Raw genomic sequence first — 14,357 nt, forward strand, 5'->3', positions numbered from 1 at the left:
TTTATTTCCCGATCCATTTGGTTTGGGCTTTTTCCATAAATTCCACGATGTTTCGTTTCATATGGATGAAGTCGTCGATCCCGAGTGATTCTGCTTGGGAGATGAGATCTTTTGGATATCCAGCGAGGAGTTTCCAAGAATTGGCGAGTTGGGATTTCATTTCCGCGGCAAATTCGGGAAGGTAAGTCGCATACTCTTCGTCAGACGAACAAAGGACAACGATTTCACATCCCTGTTCTTTGGCCTTCGCGACTCCTTCCTTGACAGAGGTAAATCCTATGTTGTCTACAATTTCATATCCAAGGCAACCGAGGAAATTGGAACTAAAACCAGCGCGTGCTTTTCGCATGGTGAGATCCCCAATAGTAAGTAAAAATATTTTTGGAAGTTTTTTACCTGCTGCTACATGGGCATCTGTGAGATTTCTCCATTTATCAAATTCGTAGGAAAGACGGACTGGAACCAAACGAGTGTAAGCGGACTTATTCTCTGTGGTTTTCAGTTTTGAAGTTTCTTGCAAAGAAGATACGAGTTCTGGATGCCTTTCGGAAGGGAGAGGGTATTGGTTTGTTCCGAGTAAAATTTCTTTTTTCGTAGCGAGGGCGTTTCTTTTTTTGTCGGCCCGATCAGCGATATCTTTTTGGATGGAACCTTTTTTTAAAGCCTCTCCAAACCCTCCATCTTTCTCCAAACCCTGGAATTTTGCCCAGGCAGATTCCGCTAATTTTTTCGTGAGGACTTCTAAATAATAAGATCCAGCTGCTGGGTCTTCTACCTTATCAAGGTAAGACTCGTAACGGAGAAGGAGTTGTGAATTCCTCGCAATTCGTTTGCCTAACTCTTGTTGTGTGGAGTATTCGGAATCAAATGGCAAGACAGAAACAAAGTCAGCCCCACCCATTACGGCAGACATGGCAGCAGTGGTTCCTCGTAACATATTCACATGTGGGTCATAGGCCGTGAATTGGAAATTGGATGTCCTTGCTACGATGAGCGCCGGGATCGATTCTCCAAGTCCTGGTTTGTAAGCATTTAAGATTTCTGTCCAGAGGATACGGAAGGCGCGAAATTTTGCAATTTCCGTGAAGTAGTCGGAACCAATCCCCATCCAAAACCAAATGTTTGCGGCAGCATCTTCGATTGCCACACCGGCATCAAGATGGCGGTTTAAATAATCCACTCCCCATGATAGGGAGTAAGAAAGTTCTTGGCCAATGGAGGCACCGGCATCACGCAAATAATAGCTGTGAACGCCAATACCGGCAAATCCTTTGGTTCCCGCAAGCGAAGAGAAAGTTTTTCCAATTGTGTTTTCTTCAATTCCTAGTTCCCCATCTTTTAGAGCAGAGCCATAAGGGTCGAAGTCACCGAGTACAATGTTATGCGAAGAACTGAGTTTTTTAAGAGATTCGGAAAAACCGGCAGTTTGGTTCCCGAGAGAAACCACCAAAGGTAAATTCCCCGTAAGACCCGCCAATCTTTCTAAATCTCCAGAGGAAGTGATTTTTAATCCTGATGGTTTTCCCGTTTGCCCATTCCCAACAAGAACCACAGCATCGGCCCCTTTTTTGGGAAGGTCAGTCAGTTCGGATTCAGAAGTTATTGTTTCTGTGACCAACCAACCGTTGGTTCGTTTGTAAACTCGGGGGAGGTCTGTGATATCTTCTTTGCGGTAGAAGGGTTCGATTTTGAAACCTTCTTCTGTTTCCCAAGTGACTTTGTCCCAAGGGTTCCCTTTTAGATCTTTGAGGATTTGGTTTTTCCAATCCTCAGTGGAAACTTCAGCGAAGTCTGAAAATAAAAATTCGTTCAATTTATTCCTCTACGATTTGGTAATCTTCCATATATCCAGGAAAGTCACCTAACGCACGTGTGAAGGTGAATTTAGCTGGATAAACGACGAGACGTTTTCCTGTTTGTATAAATGTTCCTGATAACAGTGTGAAAGGGGTGGCAACGATAAATGCGGCGGTTCCTAGAACGGTACCTGCAAGGCCCATGGGTCTTGCCACAATCAAATCGATTAACATTTCGCCACCAGAGGGCACTTCTCTTGCGGACAAACTTTGGCTCCATAAGAGACAGATTAAGAAAAGGATGGACAAGGGTCGTGTTTGTTTCATAGGCTGATCACTCGGGCTTTCATCTGATGAAATCTCGAGAATGATCTCCCTGTAAAGTAAGAAATATGGCTAAAGAAATTGTTTTGTTTGTTCTCTATTCTATTGTGCATCTTTTTGCGATCGCTACGATCACAAAACAGGATGTTTTTTATCTCCCGTCAAAAATCATCCCGATCCTCATTCTGATCGTAGCATTATTCCGTTACTTTCCGAGTTTGGAAAAACGTGGGAAATTGGTGGCTGTGGGTCTTGTGTTTTCTCTTTTTGGAGATAGTTTTCTTGCTCTCCCCAAAGAAGGATTTTTTGTGTTTGGACTTGGTTCCTTTCTCATCGCACAATTGATTTATTCCTATGCCTTCACTTTGGACTCCAAAATCAAACCAATCCTAGCGGTTCCGTTTTTACTTTTTGGTAGTTCCTTCTTTTTGGTTTTGGTTCCAAAACTTGGATCACTTCTCATTCCGGTAGGTGTTTATATTTCTGCGATTTGCCTCATGGGTTGGCGAGCGGCTGCCAGAAATTCTGTGTCCAAACCATTTTATCTTGGCCTCCTTGGTGCACTTGTGTTTATTCTCTCCGATTCTTTAATCGCATATTCTATGTTTCTAAAACCAGAAATGGACAGATTCACGGCATCTATGGGAATTATGATCACTTATTATATTGCCCAAGTGCTCATTTACTCTGCCACAAAGTTGGAAGAGTTGGATGTTCGTTCGGTGAAAAATACTTGATTCACTTATAAGTCGCGAGTATCGTATCTATGGTTTTGAATAACCAGGGAATGGGATTATGAAATCACTAAAAAAAACATCCTTTATCGAAGCAGTTGCTGCTGCCATTGAACATGAGGTTCAATGTTTTAAATTTTATCTTAAACTCTCAGAAAGTCTGCCTGAAGGTCAAATCAGAGAATTGTTCAGCCAACTTGCGTTAGATGGTGATGAGCACATCAAATTCATCAAAGAAATTTATAAAGGTGCGGAAGGGAAAGAACTCCCCAACCTAAAACAACTTTCCGAAATTGAGAAGTTCCATTCATCGACCATCCAAAAGGTTATGGATCGTTTGGATCGAAACAAAAACGAAGAAGTCAAAGCAGATGAAAGAAAAGCATTGGAACTTGCCATCCGAGAAGGGGAAGATGCTCGTAATTTTTATGCAACCATTCGTAACAAATTCCAAGATCCAAAAATCAATTTGTTATTTCAAAAGTTAGCAAACTTTAACGAGTCCAATAACTCACTTTTAGAAGCACAAGCTATGGCAATGGAACAGTCCACACCGGCCGACCAAGTTTTTTATTGGGAAGATGAGGAGCTGATGGAACAAGTCAATCGTTCTTCAAAATCCGCATCAAAACCAAAAGTATCCGCATCGACTCCGAAACCAAAAACGGCAAAAGCAAAACCTTCGGCTAAAAAAACTTCTAAACCAGTAGCAAAACCAGCTAACAAGAAGTCGGTGAAAACGGTTGCGAAAAATGCAGTGAAAAAAGCCGTCAAAAAAGCGGCTAAAAAATCAAAACCTGCGAAGAAAAAAGGTAAGAAAAAATAGTGAAATACCAAGTAACACATACATTTCCCGTTTCCCTTGAAAAACTCCTTCACGCAAGAGAGGAGAGATACAAACATTTGGATCAGTTCCCTGACCTTAAAAATGTAACTCTACTAGAAGAAACGAAAGAGGGGAATATCATTCGCCAAAAACGAAAGGTGAGTTTGGAAGGGTCGATGCCCGCTGTACTTTCCGCTGCGCTGAACGATCTTTCCCTTTTGGAGGAATCCACTTTTGACATTACTACCAACACCCACGAATTCAAAATCTCTCCGCCAGGGAAGGACAATGTATTTGTGATCAAAGGCAAAAGTAAATATGAGGCGGATGGGTCAGAATCCAAACGTTCTTATGATGTGGATGTGATTTCTAGTCTTCTATTTGTTTCTCCTATCGTGGAGAAGGCCATTGAAGAAATTCACAAACATAGTTTGGAAAAAGACAGAAAATCCATCGCCAAATTTTTGGGGGTTGAATCCTAAGGAAGAAGTGAAATCTTCTTCTCCTCATCTCTTACGTTCTGTCCTAGAGCTCAATTTGACGATCCTCATTATGGGGAACGTCACTTTGTTTGCCAAACTCCTTCCTTTCCCTGCAGTTACGATTATTTCTGGTAGGGCTTTATTTTCTGTCATCTTACTCGGTCTTTTCTTTTGGCTTCGTGGTAAATCGGTATCTTACCGGAGTTTTAAGGATTTTGCCTTTGTTTTTGGGATTGGGATTTTATTTGCCCTCCATTGGGTTACGTATTTTCATTCCATCCAGGTTTCGACAGTGGCTGTAGGGATGTTGTCACTTTTCACCTATCCCGTATTTTCTGCTATCCTAGAACCATTGTTTGGTGGTAAAAGACCAGAACCTTTTGCTTTCTTTTTAGCCCTTTTTTCTTTTTTTGGACTTTTTCTCATTGTTCCAGATCTTTCTTGGGGCAACCAAATGTTCCAAGGGGTGGTTTGGGGAGTTGTCTCTGCAGTTCTTTATGCCATTCGTAACTTACTCACCAAAGAAATGCATGTGCATTACCCAAGTTCCCAAATCCTTTTCACACAACTGATCGCCACAAGCCTTGTGCTTCTTCCTTTTGCCAATGGACTTTTTGTGATGCTCGCAGAACCCAAATACTTGTTGTTTCAAGTGGTTCTTGCCGGAGTGTTTACTTCGTTTGCTCATACTATGTGGATTCGTAGTTTATCGAATTTGTCTGTGACCACGGCAGGAACCTTGTCTACTCTAAGCCCCATATACGGAAGTTTGGCGGCATGGTATTTTTTAGGTGAGGTACCACCCGATAGACTTTGGTTAGGTGGCGGAGTTATTTTATTTTGTGCGATTTTAGAAGTATTTCGCAAACAAGCAGAGAGTGGAAAGGAAGGAGGATGAGTAGTCGATACCTTTAGACTAAAAATAGAATTCCTGCTTCTGGATTTTTTGTAAATGATTGGATTGAGGATCTATTTTCTTTAAGTAACGAAACGGTTAGTCGCTGTTATGCGACATGAGCTCCTTCATCTTTAATTTCTTTTTCTATTGCTTTTTGAACAAATTGATTTAAAGAAATTCCTTCTATTAACGATTTTCGATATGCTCTTCTGTGAAGTTCAGATGGTATTCTTACATTGAAAGAACCTTTAAAAGATTTTTCTGGATCTTTCTTTGCTTTAATACATAATTCTAGATAGTCATTAACCGATTCGATGAACGCCTTTTTGATTTCATTTACAGATTTTCCCTCAAATGAAACTAGATCTTCAATTCCTTCGATTTTTCCATAGAAAATTTCATCTTCCGAGTCAAAATGCACTGAACCAAGATATCCTTTATATTCCATTAGATCTTTCATTCTATATACCCTTCAGATTTTAGTTCATTTATAATTTGATTAATTTGGTATGATTTTAATATATTGCCAGGATGCGGTTTGTGAAGCCGAATCACATGTTTTCCTTTTTCGTGTATCCATGCTACCCTTGATCCTGAAGATTTTCCTGAATTGTCTTCTATATAATCAAAACCATTTAAAAGTTTTCTAAGTTCATCATATGTGAAATCTTTAGGTTTAGATAATAATCTGGCTAAAATTTTATCTTTTTTGGCCACTTGCTCTCAAGTTACAAATAGTTGATAAATTTGCAACTAAAAAATAGTTACTGCTTAATCTTTACGGAATATTTTTTTCAGACGTTATTTTTCATATGACTTCATCGGAAGATTCTATCCCAAGTGAAAAAACATGTTCCGAATATGGGAAAATTTCAGCCAAATGTGCAATTAAATTTGGTGAATGGTTTGCTCCCGCGCCACCGATGGTAGCGGAAATCCTTTCGCAAAGCGAAAGATTGGAGCGGACAGCGGGATCGCCTAATGGAAAATATATGAGAACAGATATACATTGGCGAGGCGCCCGGAAGCTACATTGTCTGGTTTGATACTCGTCCGATATTAAAATAACTCAAAACGTATTGATACATTTGGATTTCCTGCCTTAAACACTAAATAGAAGCTTAAATCACTAATTGATGTTGTTCGGAAGGATCCGTGTAACTAAAAGATTCATTTTCATAAACAATTTGAGTTGAGTTTGAGGATATGATCAATCTCTCACCTTGATCATTACTTAAATCACATGCTTTTAGTTGATATTGGACAATAGTGTTTGCATCTTTATTGACTGTTAACCGATATTTCTTATTCCCTCCTTTTGATCTAATTGCATAGTCGAACCAAAATTTTTTTCTAGGCTCTAAGGTGATATTGTAAACCTTACCTTCTTCTAGAAGAATCTCTGGAGCAGAACAATAATTAGGTCTGAAAAACCCGGCCATCGCAAGAGAGCCGATGAATAGATTTTGACCCCTTTTACGACTTTCCCTTTCTTCATCAATGCAGTTAGAGAATAGGAATAACGAGGAAATCAATGTAAGGAGTGGGAGGATGGTTTTCATGTTTTTAATTTTGACATCCATACCGAAGGATGACTCCACCTGTGGTAAGGGCTCGAGTTTCGATAAGGTTTAAGTTCTTCTCTGGGATTCCTGTTTGGAATAGAAGTTTTCCTTTCCCTAAAAAAACGGGTGCTACACACAAACGAATTTCATCAAATAGATTTGCTTTGAGTAACGAATCAGAAAGGTTTCCACTGCCGAATACAAACATATCTCCATTGCCTTCTTGTTTCTTTTTCTGAATTTCAGAGACAGCATCTTTGACAATGACTGAATTGTTCCAGTTTGCCGTTTGGAGAGTTCGGGAACATACAAGTTTTTGGATTTTGTTCATATGTTTGGCAACTTCTCCTTCGTCTTCGTTTGCATTTGTCCAATAATCAGCCATACCTTTGTATGTAGTGGCACCAAACACGAGACAGTCGGCTGAGTTCAATTGGACGAGGCTGAATTCTTCAAGTTCTTTTCCGTAGACTTGTCCGTGAAAACCAAGATCCCAACTTTTTTCACCTTCAAAATATCCATCAATGGTGATTACGTTCCACATAATTAATTTTCTCATTCGATTCTCCTGGTTTACAGTCATTGATTGATTTTTTTAGAAAGAGAGTCCAGCCGAAATTAAAACTTGAGAAAACGTTGTATTTTTTGGGTATGAATTGTACAAACTCTGGCTGATCAGTAAATCTTGGTATTGTTTGGGTAAAGATCCTTCGTAGTAATTTGGATTAAATGTTATGTTATGATTGATTTTACCTGCTTCCATATACCCGCATTGTACTTCCAAAGCAAATAAAAAGTGGTCCCAAATTTCTGTTTTATAACCGAGTCCAATGGAACTAAAAACTCGGTCAGAGAAGGATGTGTTATGCACGTAAGGTTCTAGATCGATATTGTTCGGAGAATAATTTGTATAATTTTCTCTTTTTACAGTGAATCCTTTTTCTAAACCTAAATTCACACTAGCAAAGATGGAAGTTGTTAGATAGTATTGGATGTTGAAGGCAAAAGTCTCACCCTGTTTGGTTCGCGAAAATTGGTAAATGGCATTGGCCCTATTGGGGTTGGAATAGTACTGCCCATAAGACTCTTCTTTACCTCTCCCAATCCCATAGATCATTCCTAAATAAATATTTTTAAATGGCGAATAAAGAATCTGTAGATTGAATGAACTTGGAATTTTTCTATGTTGGTGTCCGTTATCTGATTGAACGATCCAAGGAGTAAAGAGGATTTGTGTTTTTTTCCGTTCCGTATCTTCTGCGGATATGCCTTTTGAAATTAGGTAGAAAAAAATAAGAAGTATCAGTTTTGTAAATTTGATTGAGTTCATATCGGAAATGATTTTGTCTGATGATTACAATTTGTATCAGTTAAGAAAACAATATAAAAGATGTTTTTGTATTTCAATGAAAAACAACACCCGCCGAAAAAATATTTTTTGGTGTAAAAAACAGTTAGGTGGCGAATTACCTTTGTTTTGTGTGATTCAAATTTGTATCATGAACATCATTCTTCTGGCCCGTTCCCAATTCCGAATTAAATTTAAACCCGTACAATAAAATTTGACAGAATTTTGTTTTTCTAGTCTTTACTATCCTCTTGTAGGAATATCTTATTTCGACACTAGGAGCTCGTGATGAAAAAAAATTGTTTAATCATGGTTATGGCAGTTTTTACCTTTGTATTTTACTGCCAGTCGGGGGATAAAACGGGTGCGCTTGATGGTAAAACCCTTCTGGAAGGAACTTGGGTTCTTACTTCCAATTGTGTAACTGATCCGACGCCAAATCCTAGTGCTTGGCTTATCATTAGCAACAACCGGGAAATTAAATCTTGTTACAAAAAAACAAGTTCTGTTGTGAAGGGAATACTCATCAAACAAACCGAAGGAAATTATAACATTGATTGGAAAGAAGGTCCTGCATCCAAAGCGCAGTATCCCGTTGGAGGATCATTGAATCTTTTTGGGATGACTACCGAAGGATCGACGATTTGTTACACTCGGATTAAAAATCCAAAACAAAACCCACCGGCATTTTGTAAGTAATCGAAAATCCTTCCAGAAAGATTGGAGCGGAAAGCGGGGTCGCCTAATGGATAGAATCTGGAAACAAAAATCCATTGGCGAGGCGCCCACTGATTTTTCAAAAATCTACTTCATTCGTGTAAGTGGTGGATGACTTGGATTAGTTTTTCTTGTACTTCTTTGGCAATTTTTTCCAACTCTGGGTTTTGGACGAGTTTTGTCATTGTCATTGGATCAAAGATGGAAACTTTGGTTTCCCCATTTTTTTCTTCGGTGACAACCACGTTGCAGGGAAGTAATAATCCAATTTCGTCAGCGGTTTGCAGGGCTTTGTGCGCAAAACCGGGATTACATGCCCCAAGGATGGTGTAACGTTTGAAATCAACGCCGATTTTTTCTTTGAGAGTGTTTTTGACGTCGATCGTGGTTAGAACTCCGAATCCTTCTTTTTTTAAGGCTTCGGTTGTGTCGGTGATGGTATCTTCAAAACTTTTTTTTCTGTGAACGGTGAGTCCTAACATAAATCCTCCGCAAGGTGCATACCCCATAGGGTATGGCAATCATTGGAACTTGCAAGAGTATTTTAGTTAGGTTTTGAAAAAGATCATTCTTTTTTGGGGAGTTTTTGCATTTCTTCTACACTGGGAAGTTGTGCAGACATATGACGGATTTCCCCGGAAGAATTGAGTAAAAAGTATTGGGGGATGGGATCTGATTTTAAGGAAACAAACCGGTCATCCAAAATTAATGTTTGGAACTCTTGGTCCCTGGGAGTGAAGTTCAGCAAAACATAGGCTCCGAGGTCTGGTTTGCCTTCTCCACATTCCAATCCTTGTAACATCTCACAACGAGATTTGGTGATGGATAAGAGGATGAGTTTTCCTTCGCGAGAGGCTTGGCCAAAGGCAAAGGATTTGTTGTGACCCCAGTGGATTTCTTCGCTTGCCATTTCGTTGATTTTGACATAACCGAAAACGAGCAACAAAATGAAAAGAGGCATGGATAAAAAACCAAGCAGGTAAAAAACACGGGAATATTTCTGCATACAAGGCAATGGAACCGAAACACCCAGTTCCCGCCAAGTTGAATTTTTAATTGCCAACAAACAAAGAAACTTTAAAAAAAACTACACCTTCTTATTCACAAATCAAATCTGGTTTAAAGAGAGAAACCTTAGGAGAAATTAATGGAGATTTGGTATACCGAAAAATTGGAATTAGAAAAAGGCCGTGCTGTGAGTTACCGGGTAACAAAAACAATCGAAAGCCTACAATCTCCGTTCCAAAAAATCGATATTTTTGAAACACAATCCTTTGGCCGAATGTTTACACTTGATGGTGTAACAATGGTTACTAACAAAGATGAACATTCTTATCATGAAATGATCGCCCATATTCCGATGATGAGTCACCCAAATCCAGAATCAGTTTTGGTGATTGGTGGGGGAGATGGTGGAACGGTTCGAGAAGTTTTAAAACACCCATCTGTCAAAGAAGTTGTGTTATGCGAGATTGACAAAGCAGTTGTAGATATTAGTTATAAATATTTCCCTGAATGTGCAGATGCAATGAAAGATCCTAAAGTCATTCATCATTATGATGACGGAGCCAAATTTGCGCGAGACAACAAAGGTCGTTTCGATGTCATCCTTGTGGATTCCAGTGATCCTGTTGGTCCTGCAGAAGTTTTATTTAAAGAACCGTTTTTTCGAGATATGGCGAGTGCTTTAAAACCTACGGGAATTATCGCAACTCAAGCAGAATCTTTTTGGTATCATGGAGATGTGATCTCATCACTTTTTGATTTTATTCCTAAAATTTTTCCTGAGTATGGTTACTATTATACAACCATTCCTACTTACCCTTCCGGAATCATTGGGTTTACTTTTTTATCGAATGCGATTGATCCTTATTCGGTAACACCGGATCCAGAACGTGTTCCCAAAGGACTCAAATACTACAGTCCAGAAATTCACAAAGCAGCTTTTGTACTTCCTGAATTTGCAAAAGCTTATATCAAACGAAAAGGTTAAAACTTTGTGAAACAGATTCCTGTTCTCTATTTTTTAATTTTAGCATCCTTTGCCATAAGACCTAATCCTCTTTTGGCAGGGGAAACCAAAGCAACAAAGTTGGAATTAGAGGCGGAATCCTATGAGGCACGCGGGTATCCAAAAAAAGCAGCGGAACTTCGTCATCAGATCAAAAAAATCCGTGAAGACCAATTCCGTGACCGGAACCGCGAGCCGCTTTATCCGATCACTTCGAATATCCCTGCCACAAATAACGCTTCTTTAGAGTTCCACCAGGGCACTTGGGAAGTTGGGATTCGTGGGATGAGCCAAGGTGGAGTTTTTACACCGGGGGATGTTTGGGCAGATGACAATGGAAGGGTTGCGTTTCAAGCTGGAACTCCGTATTTCCCTCGTTCGCCGATTGGTTATCAAAATATTCGATCTTTACCTTACGCTTATGAATGGGAAAAAAACCAAGGTTCAGGTTCGTTTTCTCCAAGAGTGGCTTACAAACATAAATCTGCAAAATGGGGATTGGAATATGTTTATTTCCAATTTCAGACAACTAACAATTATCTTTCCTTAGGATATGTAGAAGGTTTACTTTCTGCTTATCATAGTGATAGGTTGCATAGCGCAGAACATAAATTAGTTCTTAAAATCTACGAAGAGTCTTCTCGAAACATTGGTTATAGTTGGGATTTTGGACTTCGAGCGGGTTCCTTCCAGACAAACTCTGTATTTTCTTCACAATCGTTAAACCAAACGGGAGTCATGCGAGACTCGATGCAGTATTTAGCACCGAGTGCCGGGTTCCGATTTTATCATAAAATCGGGGAGGGAGTTTCCTATGATTTAGGTGGGGAAATGTTTGTAACTCCACTGGGCCGCTTAAATTATCGAAGGGATATAATGACGGGAAGTGGAGGTGCTAGACGATTTGGAGAAGGTGCGGTCACCGGTAACGAAGCATATTCTTTGTTCTCAGAAAAACCATTAGAGACTTCCATTGTTGGATTAGATCTTTTAGCCCAGGCCAATTGGCAACCTTGGCAACATCACAAATTCCATTTAGGTTTACAAGTGGTTCAATACATTTGGAGGGCCAATGAATCTTCGGCTCCTGGAATTCGTGCTTTGAATGAAGATTCTTTTGTTTCTGGTGTGAGAGATTATTATTTAAGTTCAGCTTTTTATGAATCGGATGGACTTGATAATCGTTCTTCGCGAGTTTATGCCATTTCGAATTTATACTTTGGGTACACTTATGTTTTTTAAACTAAGGTTTCATTTGATCATTCCCACTTTGCTTTTTCTTTTTGTATGGGGATGTGGAGTTTCTCTCCGAGTGTATAGACCCTTTCCTAATGAGTCCTCTTTTGAGTTTGTCAAAAAAATGGATCATATAGAAGTCAAAGTCAAAGAAGAAAACCGAATGAAGATGGGTGTCTACGATGGGTATTTTGCAGATCCAGAGGCACTCCCGAATGAATACGGTCCTTTGTCTTATTTGATTCGAAAGGAACTTTCTATCCGAGGAGATCGTTTTCCTTTGTTACTTGCTCGCGGTGGAAAAATTTTCGTAGATGAATACCAATTGGTTTCTTTGGACAGGTGTTCAAAGAATTTAACTTTTGTGCGGATGAAAGCGAGGATCCAAATCCAAGGCCAATTAGAAGAAGAGTTCTCTTATTATGATGAAATTGACTCTCGTGTTACGAATTGTTATTTGGCGGGAAGTATTCTTACCTTTATCCCTTTGGTTTGGTATGTTCCTTACAATGGATTTCGTGGGAACAGGGAAGACCAATTAAACCAATTGGGAAGGAATTCTTTAACAGAGTTTTTTACGCGTTTGGAAATTCTTTCTAGTTATAACGGTAGTTCTCCTGTGGATAAATTTTCGGAACCGGAACCACCGCCTGTAAAACTCAAAAAATCGCCTGTAAAACAAGAGCCAGTTGACCCCAAACTTAAGGAAATCATGGAAAGTTTATGAAATTTTTCTCCTTTGTTTTAATCCTTGGCCTTAGTTTTGGTTTCACAAATTGTTATTCCTTGGAAAAACCATACAATTACGGGAATCCATACCTTCCCAGTCCCGAATTTACAGAAGATGATCCACAATTTGAAGAAGGGGAACCAGTTTGGATTTTAGACCAAACGGGGAATTGGATTTTTTCTCTTCCTTCCAAGTTAGTGCTTTGGAATCTAAAAGCAGACAACCATCACATTTCAAAAGAAACCAAAGAATATCTAATTCGTTATATCAAAGAAAATAATTTAAGGGATGTGAAAGTTCGTTTCAATCAATACGCACCACTTTCGGAATGGAAACGACTCCCAAAAAATAAAAATATCAATCCAGTCATTCGTTACTTTTTTGGGTCCATTTCTTTGCTTGCTTATACTTTCCTCCCTGGCCGCTTGCTTGCAGGAACTGTTGGAGGAGACCATTACAATTCTTTTACCAACACCATCAATGTGTATTCTGATTTACCAGCGGTTGTGATTCATGAAGGGGGCCATGCCAAGGATTTTGCGCAAAGAGAAAAAAGAACTCTTTATGCTACGATGTATGCTATCCCAGTCGTTGGTTCTTTGTATCATGAAGCGAGGGCTTCTGATGACGCTCTCAATTATTTTGCGGAAAAAAACGATAAAGAACAATTAGAGTCATCTTATGAGTTACTCACTCCAGCTTATTCTACTTATGTGGGAGGAGCGATTGGGGATGTAGTGGCAAATCCAATCACCGCACTTACTGTGATTCCTGGACATATATACGGTCGCTACAAAAAACGAGACATCGATAGCGAATTAGAAAAAAGAAAACAAAAGATCCAATTTAAGGAACCCAAGTGAATTCCAAATCCAACTTCATTCAAAAATTCAATTCGCGTAGAGATCAATTAAAATCTCTTCTTTGTATTGGTCTCGACCCCGAATTGGAAAAGTTACCGAAGGTAAGTTTGGATTCGAAAGCACCGCTGGTTCATTTTACAGAAACTATCATTCGCTACACACATTCTTATGCAGCGGCTTGGAAACCCAATGTGGCATTTTTTGAAAGGTTGGGCTCCGAAGGTTATTTTGCCTTAGAACATATGGTTCGTTTGATGCAGAAGGTTTCACCAGATGTACCCATAGTGATGGATGCCAAACGTGGTGACCTTGCCAATACTTCCAAAGAGTATGCTAAGTATTTTTTTAAAACCTTGGGTGTGGATGCCCTGACGGTTAATCCGTACATGGGTCGGGACAGTCTTGTTCCCTACCTCGATCTAGGTGGGTATATTTTTGTACTTGGACTCACATCAAATCCAAGTTCAGTAGACTTCCAAAAACAAAAACTTTCCGGTAAGGGAATTCACTTATATGAAGAGGTAAGTGACCAGATGGCAAAACTTGCGGAGGAATATCCTAACCAAGTAGGACTTGTTGTGGGGGGAACCCACCCATCAGAGATTCAATCCTTACGAGCCCGTCATCCCAATTTGTACTTTCTCATTCCAGGATTTGGAGCCCAAGGTGGGGATCTTTCCTCCATCATCCAGGCTTCGGGGAATCGCTCCCTCATCAATTCATCACGTGGAATCACTCTCAGTTCTTTGGAAGAAAATTTCGGACAAACCGCAGAAAAGAAAGCAGAAGAAGTCCATCTTCAAATGAACCAACTCTTTCTCTAACGG

The 14,357-nt window shown here is 39.6% G+C and carries 19 protein-coding genes; 10 read left to right on the plus strand and 9 right to left on the minus strand.

Annotation, left to right across the window (positions count from 1 at the left end):
* Position 1: 1 nt before the first annotated feature.
* On the minus strand, positions 2–1,813 hold the full coding sequence (locus EHQ24_RS07395) for a methylmalonyl-CoA mutase family protein (protein WP_135601037.1): 1,812 nt from the start codon (positions 1,811–1,813) through the stop codon (positions 2–4).
* A gap of 1 nt (position 1,814) precedes the next feature.
* Positions 1,815–2,123 carry a hypothetical protein gene (locus EHQ24_RS07400; protein ID WP_244310330.1) on the minus strand — a complete coding sequence of 103 codons (309 nt, stop codon included), beginning with the start codon at positions 2,121–2,123 and terminating at the stop codon, positions 1,815–1,817.
* A gap of 65 nt (positions 2,124–2,188) precedes the next feature.
* On the opposite strand from EHQ24_RS07400, the gene EHQ24_RS07405 reads away from it, so the two are divergent.
* The 4 genes from EHQ24_RS07405 to EHQ24_RS07420 are packed head-to-tail and all read left to right on the plus strand — an operon-like array spanning position 2,189 to position 5,060.
* The gene (locus EHQ24_RS07405; protein WP_135601038.1) at positions 2,189–2,857 is read left to right on the plus strand and encodes a lysoplasmalogenase; all 669 of its coding nucleotides are present in this window, start codon (positions 2,189–2,191) and stop codon (positions 2,855–2,857) included.
* Positions 2,858–2,915: 58 nt separating this feature from the next.
* On the plus strand, positions 2,916–3,680 hold the full coding sequence (locus EHQ24_RS07410) for a ferritin-like domain-containing protein (protein WP_135601039.1): 765 nt from the start codon (positions 2,916–2,918) through the stop codon (positions 3,678–3,680).
* Positions 3,680–4,162, plus strand: coding sequence for a DUF2505 family protein (locus EHQ24_RS07415; RefSeq protein WP_135601040.1), 483 nt, complete (start codon positions 3,680–3,682; stop codon positions 4,160–4,162). Before EHQ24_RS07410 ends, EHQ24_RS07415 begins: the two co-directional genes overlap by 1 nt.
* Positions 4,163–4,217: 55 nt before the next feature.
* On the plus strand, positions 4,218–5,060 hold the full coding sequence (locus tag EHQ24_RS07420; RefSeq protein ID WP_341867237.1) for a DMT family transporter: 843 nt from the start codon (positions 4,218–4,220) through the stop codon (positions 5,058–5,060).
* Between the two features lie 106 nt (positions 5,061–5,166).
* On the opposite strand, the gene EHQ24_RS07425 is transcribed toward EHQ24_RS07420, so the two are convergent.
* The 5 genes from EHQ24_RS07425 to EHQ24_RS07445 form a co-directional block, all read right to left on the minus strand.
* On the minus strand, positions 5,167–5,520 hold the full coding sequence (locus EHQ24_RS07425; protein ID WP_135601041.1) for a type II toxin-antitoxin system HicB family antitoxin: 354 nt from the start codon (positions 5,518–5,520) through the stop codon (positions 5,167–5,169).
* Positions 5,517–5,777, minus strand: a complete 261-nt coding sequence (locus tag EHQ24_RS07430) for a type II toxin-antitoxin system HicA family toxin (protein WP_135601042.1) — start codon at positions 5,775–5,777, stop codon at positions 5,517–5,519. Before EHQ24_RS07430 ends, EHQ24_RS07425 begins: the two co-directional genes overlap by 4 nt.
* 404 nt (positions 5,778–6,181) lie before the next feature.
* Entirely contained in the window at positions 6,182–6,643 is a 462-nt protein-coding gene (locus tag EHQ24_RS07435; protein ID WP_135601043.1) for a hypothetical protein, read from the minus strand.
* Positions 6,627–7,184, minus strand: coding sequence for a dihydrofolate reductase family protein (locus EHQ24_RS07440; RefSeq protein WP_135601044.1), 558 nt, complete (start codon positions 7,182–7,184; stop codon positions 6,627–6,629). The genes EHQ24_RS07435 and EHQ24_RS07440 overlap by 17 nt, the downstream gene beginning before the upstream one ends.
* Before the next feature lie 36 nt (positions 7,185–7,220).
* A complete protein-coding gene (locus EHQ24_RS07445; protein ID WP_135601045.1) occupies positions 7,221–7,955 on the minus strand; it encodes a hypothetical protein in 735 nt (244 codons plus the stop codon).
* A 306-nt stretch (positions 7,956–8,261) separates the two neighbouring features.
* On the opposite strand from EHQ24_RS07445, the gene EHQ24_RS07450 reads away from it, so the two are divergent.
* Positions 8,262–8,672 (plus strand): hypothetical protein, encoded by a 411-nt coding sequence (locus EHQ24_RS07450; protein WP_135601046.1) that lies wholly within the window; start codon positions 8,262–8,264, stop codon positions 8,670–8,672.
* Positions 8,673–8,782: 110 nt separating this feature from the next.
* On the opposite strand, the gene EHQ24_RS07455 is transcribed toward EHQ24_RS07450, so the two are convergent.
* Both EHQ24_RS07455 and EHQ24_RS07460 read right to left on the minus strand, forming a co-directional pair.
* Positions 8,783–9,172 carry a DUF302 domain-containing protein gene (locus EHQ24_RS07455; protein WP_100719627.1) on the minus strand — a complete coding sequence of 130 codons (390 nt, stop codon included), beginning with the start codon at positions 9,170–9,172 and terminating at the stop codon, positions 8,783–8,785.
* 83 nt (positions 9,173–9,255) lie between these two features.
* Entirely contained in the window at positions 9,256–9,696 is a 441-nt protein-coding gene (locus EHQ24_RS07460; RefSeq protein ID WP_135601047.1) for a hypothetical protein, read from the minus strand.
* 141 nt (positions 9,697–9,837) lie between these two features.
* Here EHQ24_RS07460 and speE point away from each other — a divergent pair, with 141 nt between their 5' ends.
* The 5 genes from speE to pyrF are packed head-to-tail and all read left to right on the plus strand — an operon-like array spanning position 9,838 to position 14,354.
* Positions 9,838–10,683, plus strand: coding sequence for a polyamine aminopropyltransferase (speE, locus tag EHQ24_RS07465; protein ID WP_135601048.1), 846 nt, complete (start codon positions 9,838–9,840; stop codon positions 10,681–10,683).
* Positions 10,684–10,689: 6 nt separating this feature from the next.
* A complete protein-coding gene (locus EHQ24_RS07470; protein ID WP_135601049.1) occupies positions 10,690–11,943 on the plus strand; it encodes a hypothetical protein in 1,254 nt (417 codons plus the stop codon).
* Complete coding sequence (locus EHQ24_RS07475; RefSeq protein WP_135601050.1) at positions 11,933–12,664, plus strand: hypothetical protein; 732 nt, start codon at positions 11,933–11,935, stop codon at positions 12,662–12,664. Before EHQ24_RS07470 ends, EHQ24_RS07475 begins: the two co-directional genes overlap by 11 nt.
* Entirely contained in the window at positions 12,661–13,530 is an 870-nt protein-coding gene (locus tag EHQ24_RS07480; protein ID WP_135601051.1) for a hypothetical protein, read from the plus strand. The genes EHQ24_RS07475 and EHQ24_RS07480 overlap by 4 nt, the downstream gene beginning before the upstream one ends.
* Positions 13,527–14,354, plus strand: a complete 828-nt coding sequence (pyrF, locus tag EHQ24_RS07485; RefSeq protein WP_135601052.1) for an orotidine-5'-phosphate decarboxylase — start codon at positions 13,527–13,529, stop codon at positions 14,352–14,354. The genes EHQ24_RS07480 and pyrF overlap by 4 nt, the downstream gene beginning before the upstream one ends.
* The last annotated feature ends 3 nt before the right edge of the window (positions 14,355–14,357 follow it).

Origin of the sequence: Leptospira noumeaensis (genome assembly GCF_004770765.1) — a bacterium.
Lineage (GTDB): Bacteria > Spirochaetota > Leptospiria > Leptospirales > Leptospiraceae > Leptospira_A > Leptospira_A noumeaensis.

What these genes read in the sequence shown, in the direction of transcription:
- EHQ24_RS07400 (WP_244310330.1), bottom strand. Translation starts at nt 2,123, where the DNA reads ATGAAACAAACACGACCCTTGTCCATCCTTTTCTTAATCTGTCTCTTA.
- EHQ24_RS07405 (WP_135601038.1), top strand. Translation starts at nt 2,189, where the DNA reads ATGGCTAAAGAAATTGTTTTGTTTGTTCTCTATTCTATTGTGCATCTT.
- EHQ24_RS07410 (WP_135601039.1), top strand. Translation starts at nt 2,916, where the DNA reads ATGAAATCACTAAAAAAAACATCCTTTATCGAAGCAGTTGCTGCTGCC.
- EHQ24_RS07425 (WP_135601041.1), bottom strand. Translation starts at nt 5,520, where the DNA reads ATGAAAGATCTAATGGAATATAAAGGATATCTTGGTTCAGTGCATTTT.
- EHQ24_RS07435 (WP_135601043.1), bottom strand. Translation starts at nt 6,643, where the DNA reads ATGGATGTCAAAATTAAAAACATGAAAACCATCCTCCCACTCCTTACA.
- EHQ24_RS07440 (WP_135601044.1), bottom strand. Translation starts at nt 7,184, where the DNA reads ATGAGAAAATTAATTATGTGGAACGTAATCACCATTGATGGATATTTT.
- EHQ24_RS07445 (WP_135601045.1), bottom strand. Translation starts at nt 7,955, where the DNA reads ATGAACTCAATCAAATTTACAAAACTGATACTTCTTATTTTTTTCTAC.
- EHQ24_RS07450 (WP_135601046.1), top strand. Translation starts at nt 8,262, where the DNA reads ATGAAAAAAAATTGTTTAATCATGGTTATGGCAGTTTTTACCTTTGTA.
- EHQ24_RS07455 (WP_100719627.1), bottom strand. Translation starts at nt 9,172, where the DNA reads ATGTTAGGACTCACCGTTCACAGAAAAAAAAGTTTTGAAGATACCATC.
- EHQ24_RS07460 (WP_135601047.1), bottom strand. Translation starts at nt 9,696, where the DNA reads ATGCAGAAATATTCCCGTGTTTTTTACCTGCTTGGTTTTTTATCCATG.
- speE (WP_135601048.1), top strand. Translation starts at nt 9,838, where the DNA reads ATGGAGATTTGGTATACCGAAAAATTGGAATTAGAAAAAGGCCGTGCT.
- EHQ24_RS07475 (WP_135601050.1), top strand. Translation starts at nt 11,933, where the DNA reads ATGTTTTTTAAACTAAGGTTTCATTTGATCATTCCCACTTTGCTTTTT.
- EHQ24_RS07480 (WP_135601051.1), top strand. Translation starts at nt 12,661, where the DNA reads ATGAAATTTTTCTCCTTTGTTTTAATCCTTGGCCTTAGTTTTGGTTTC.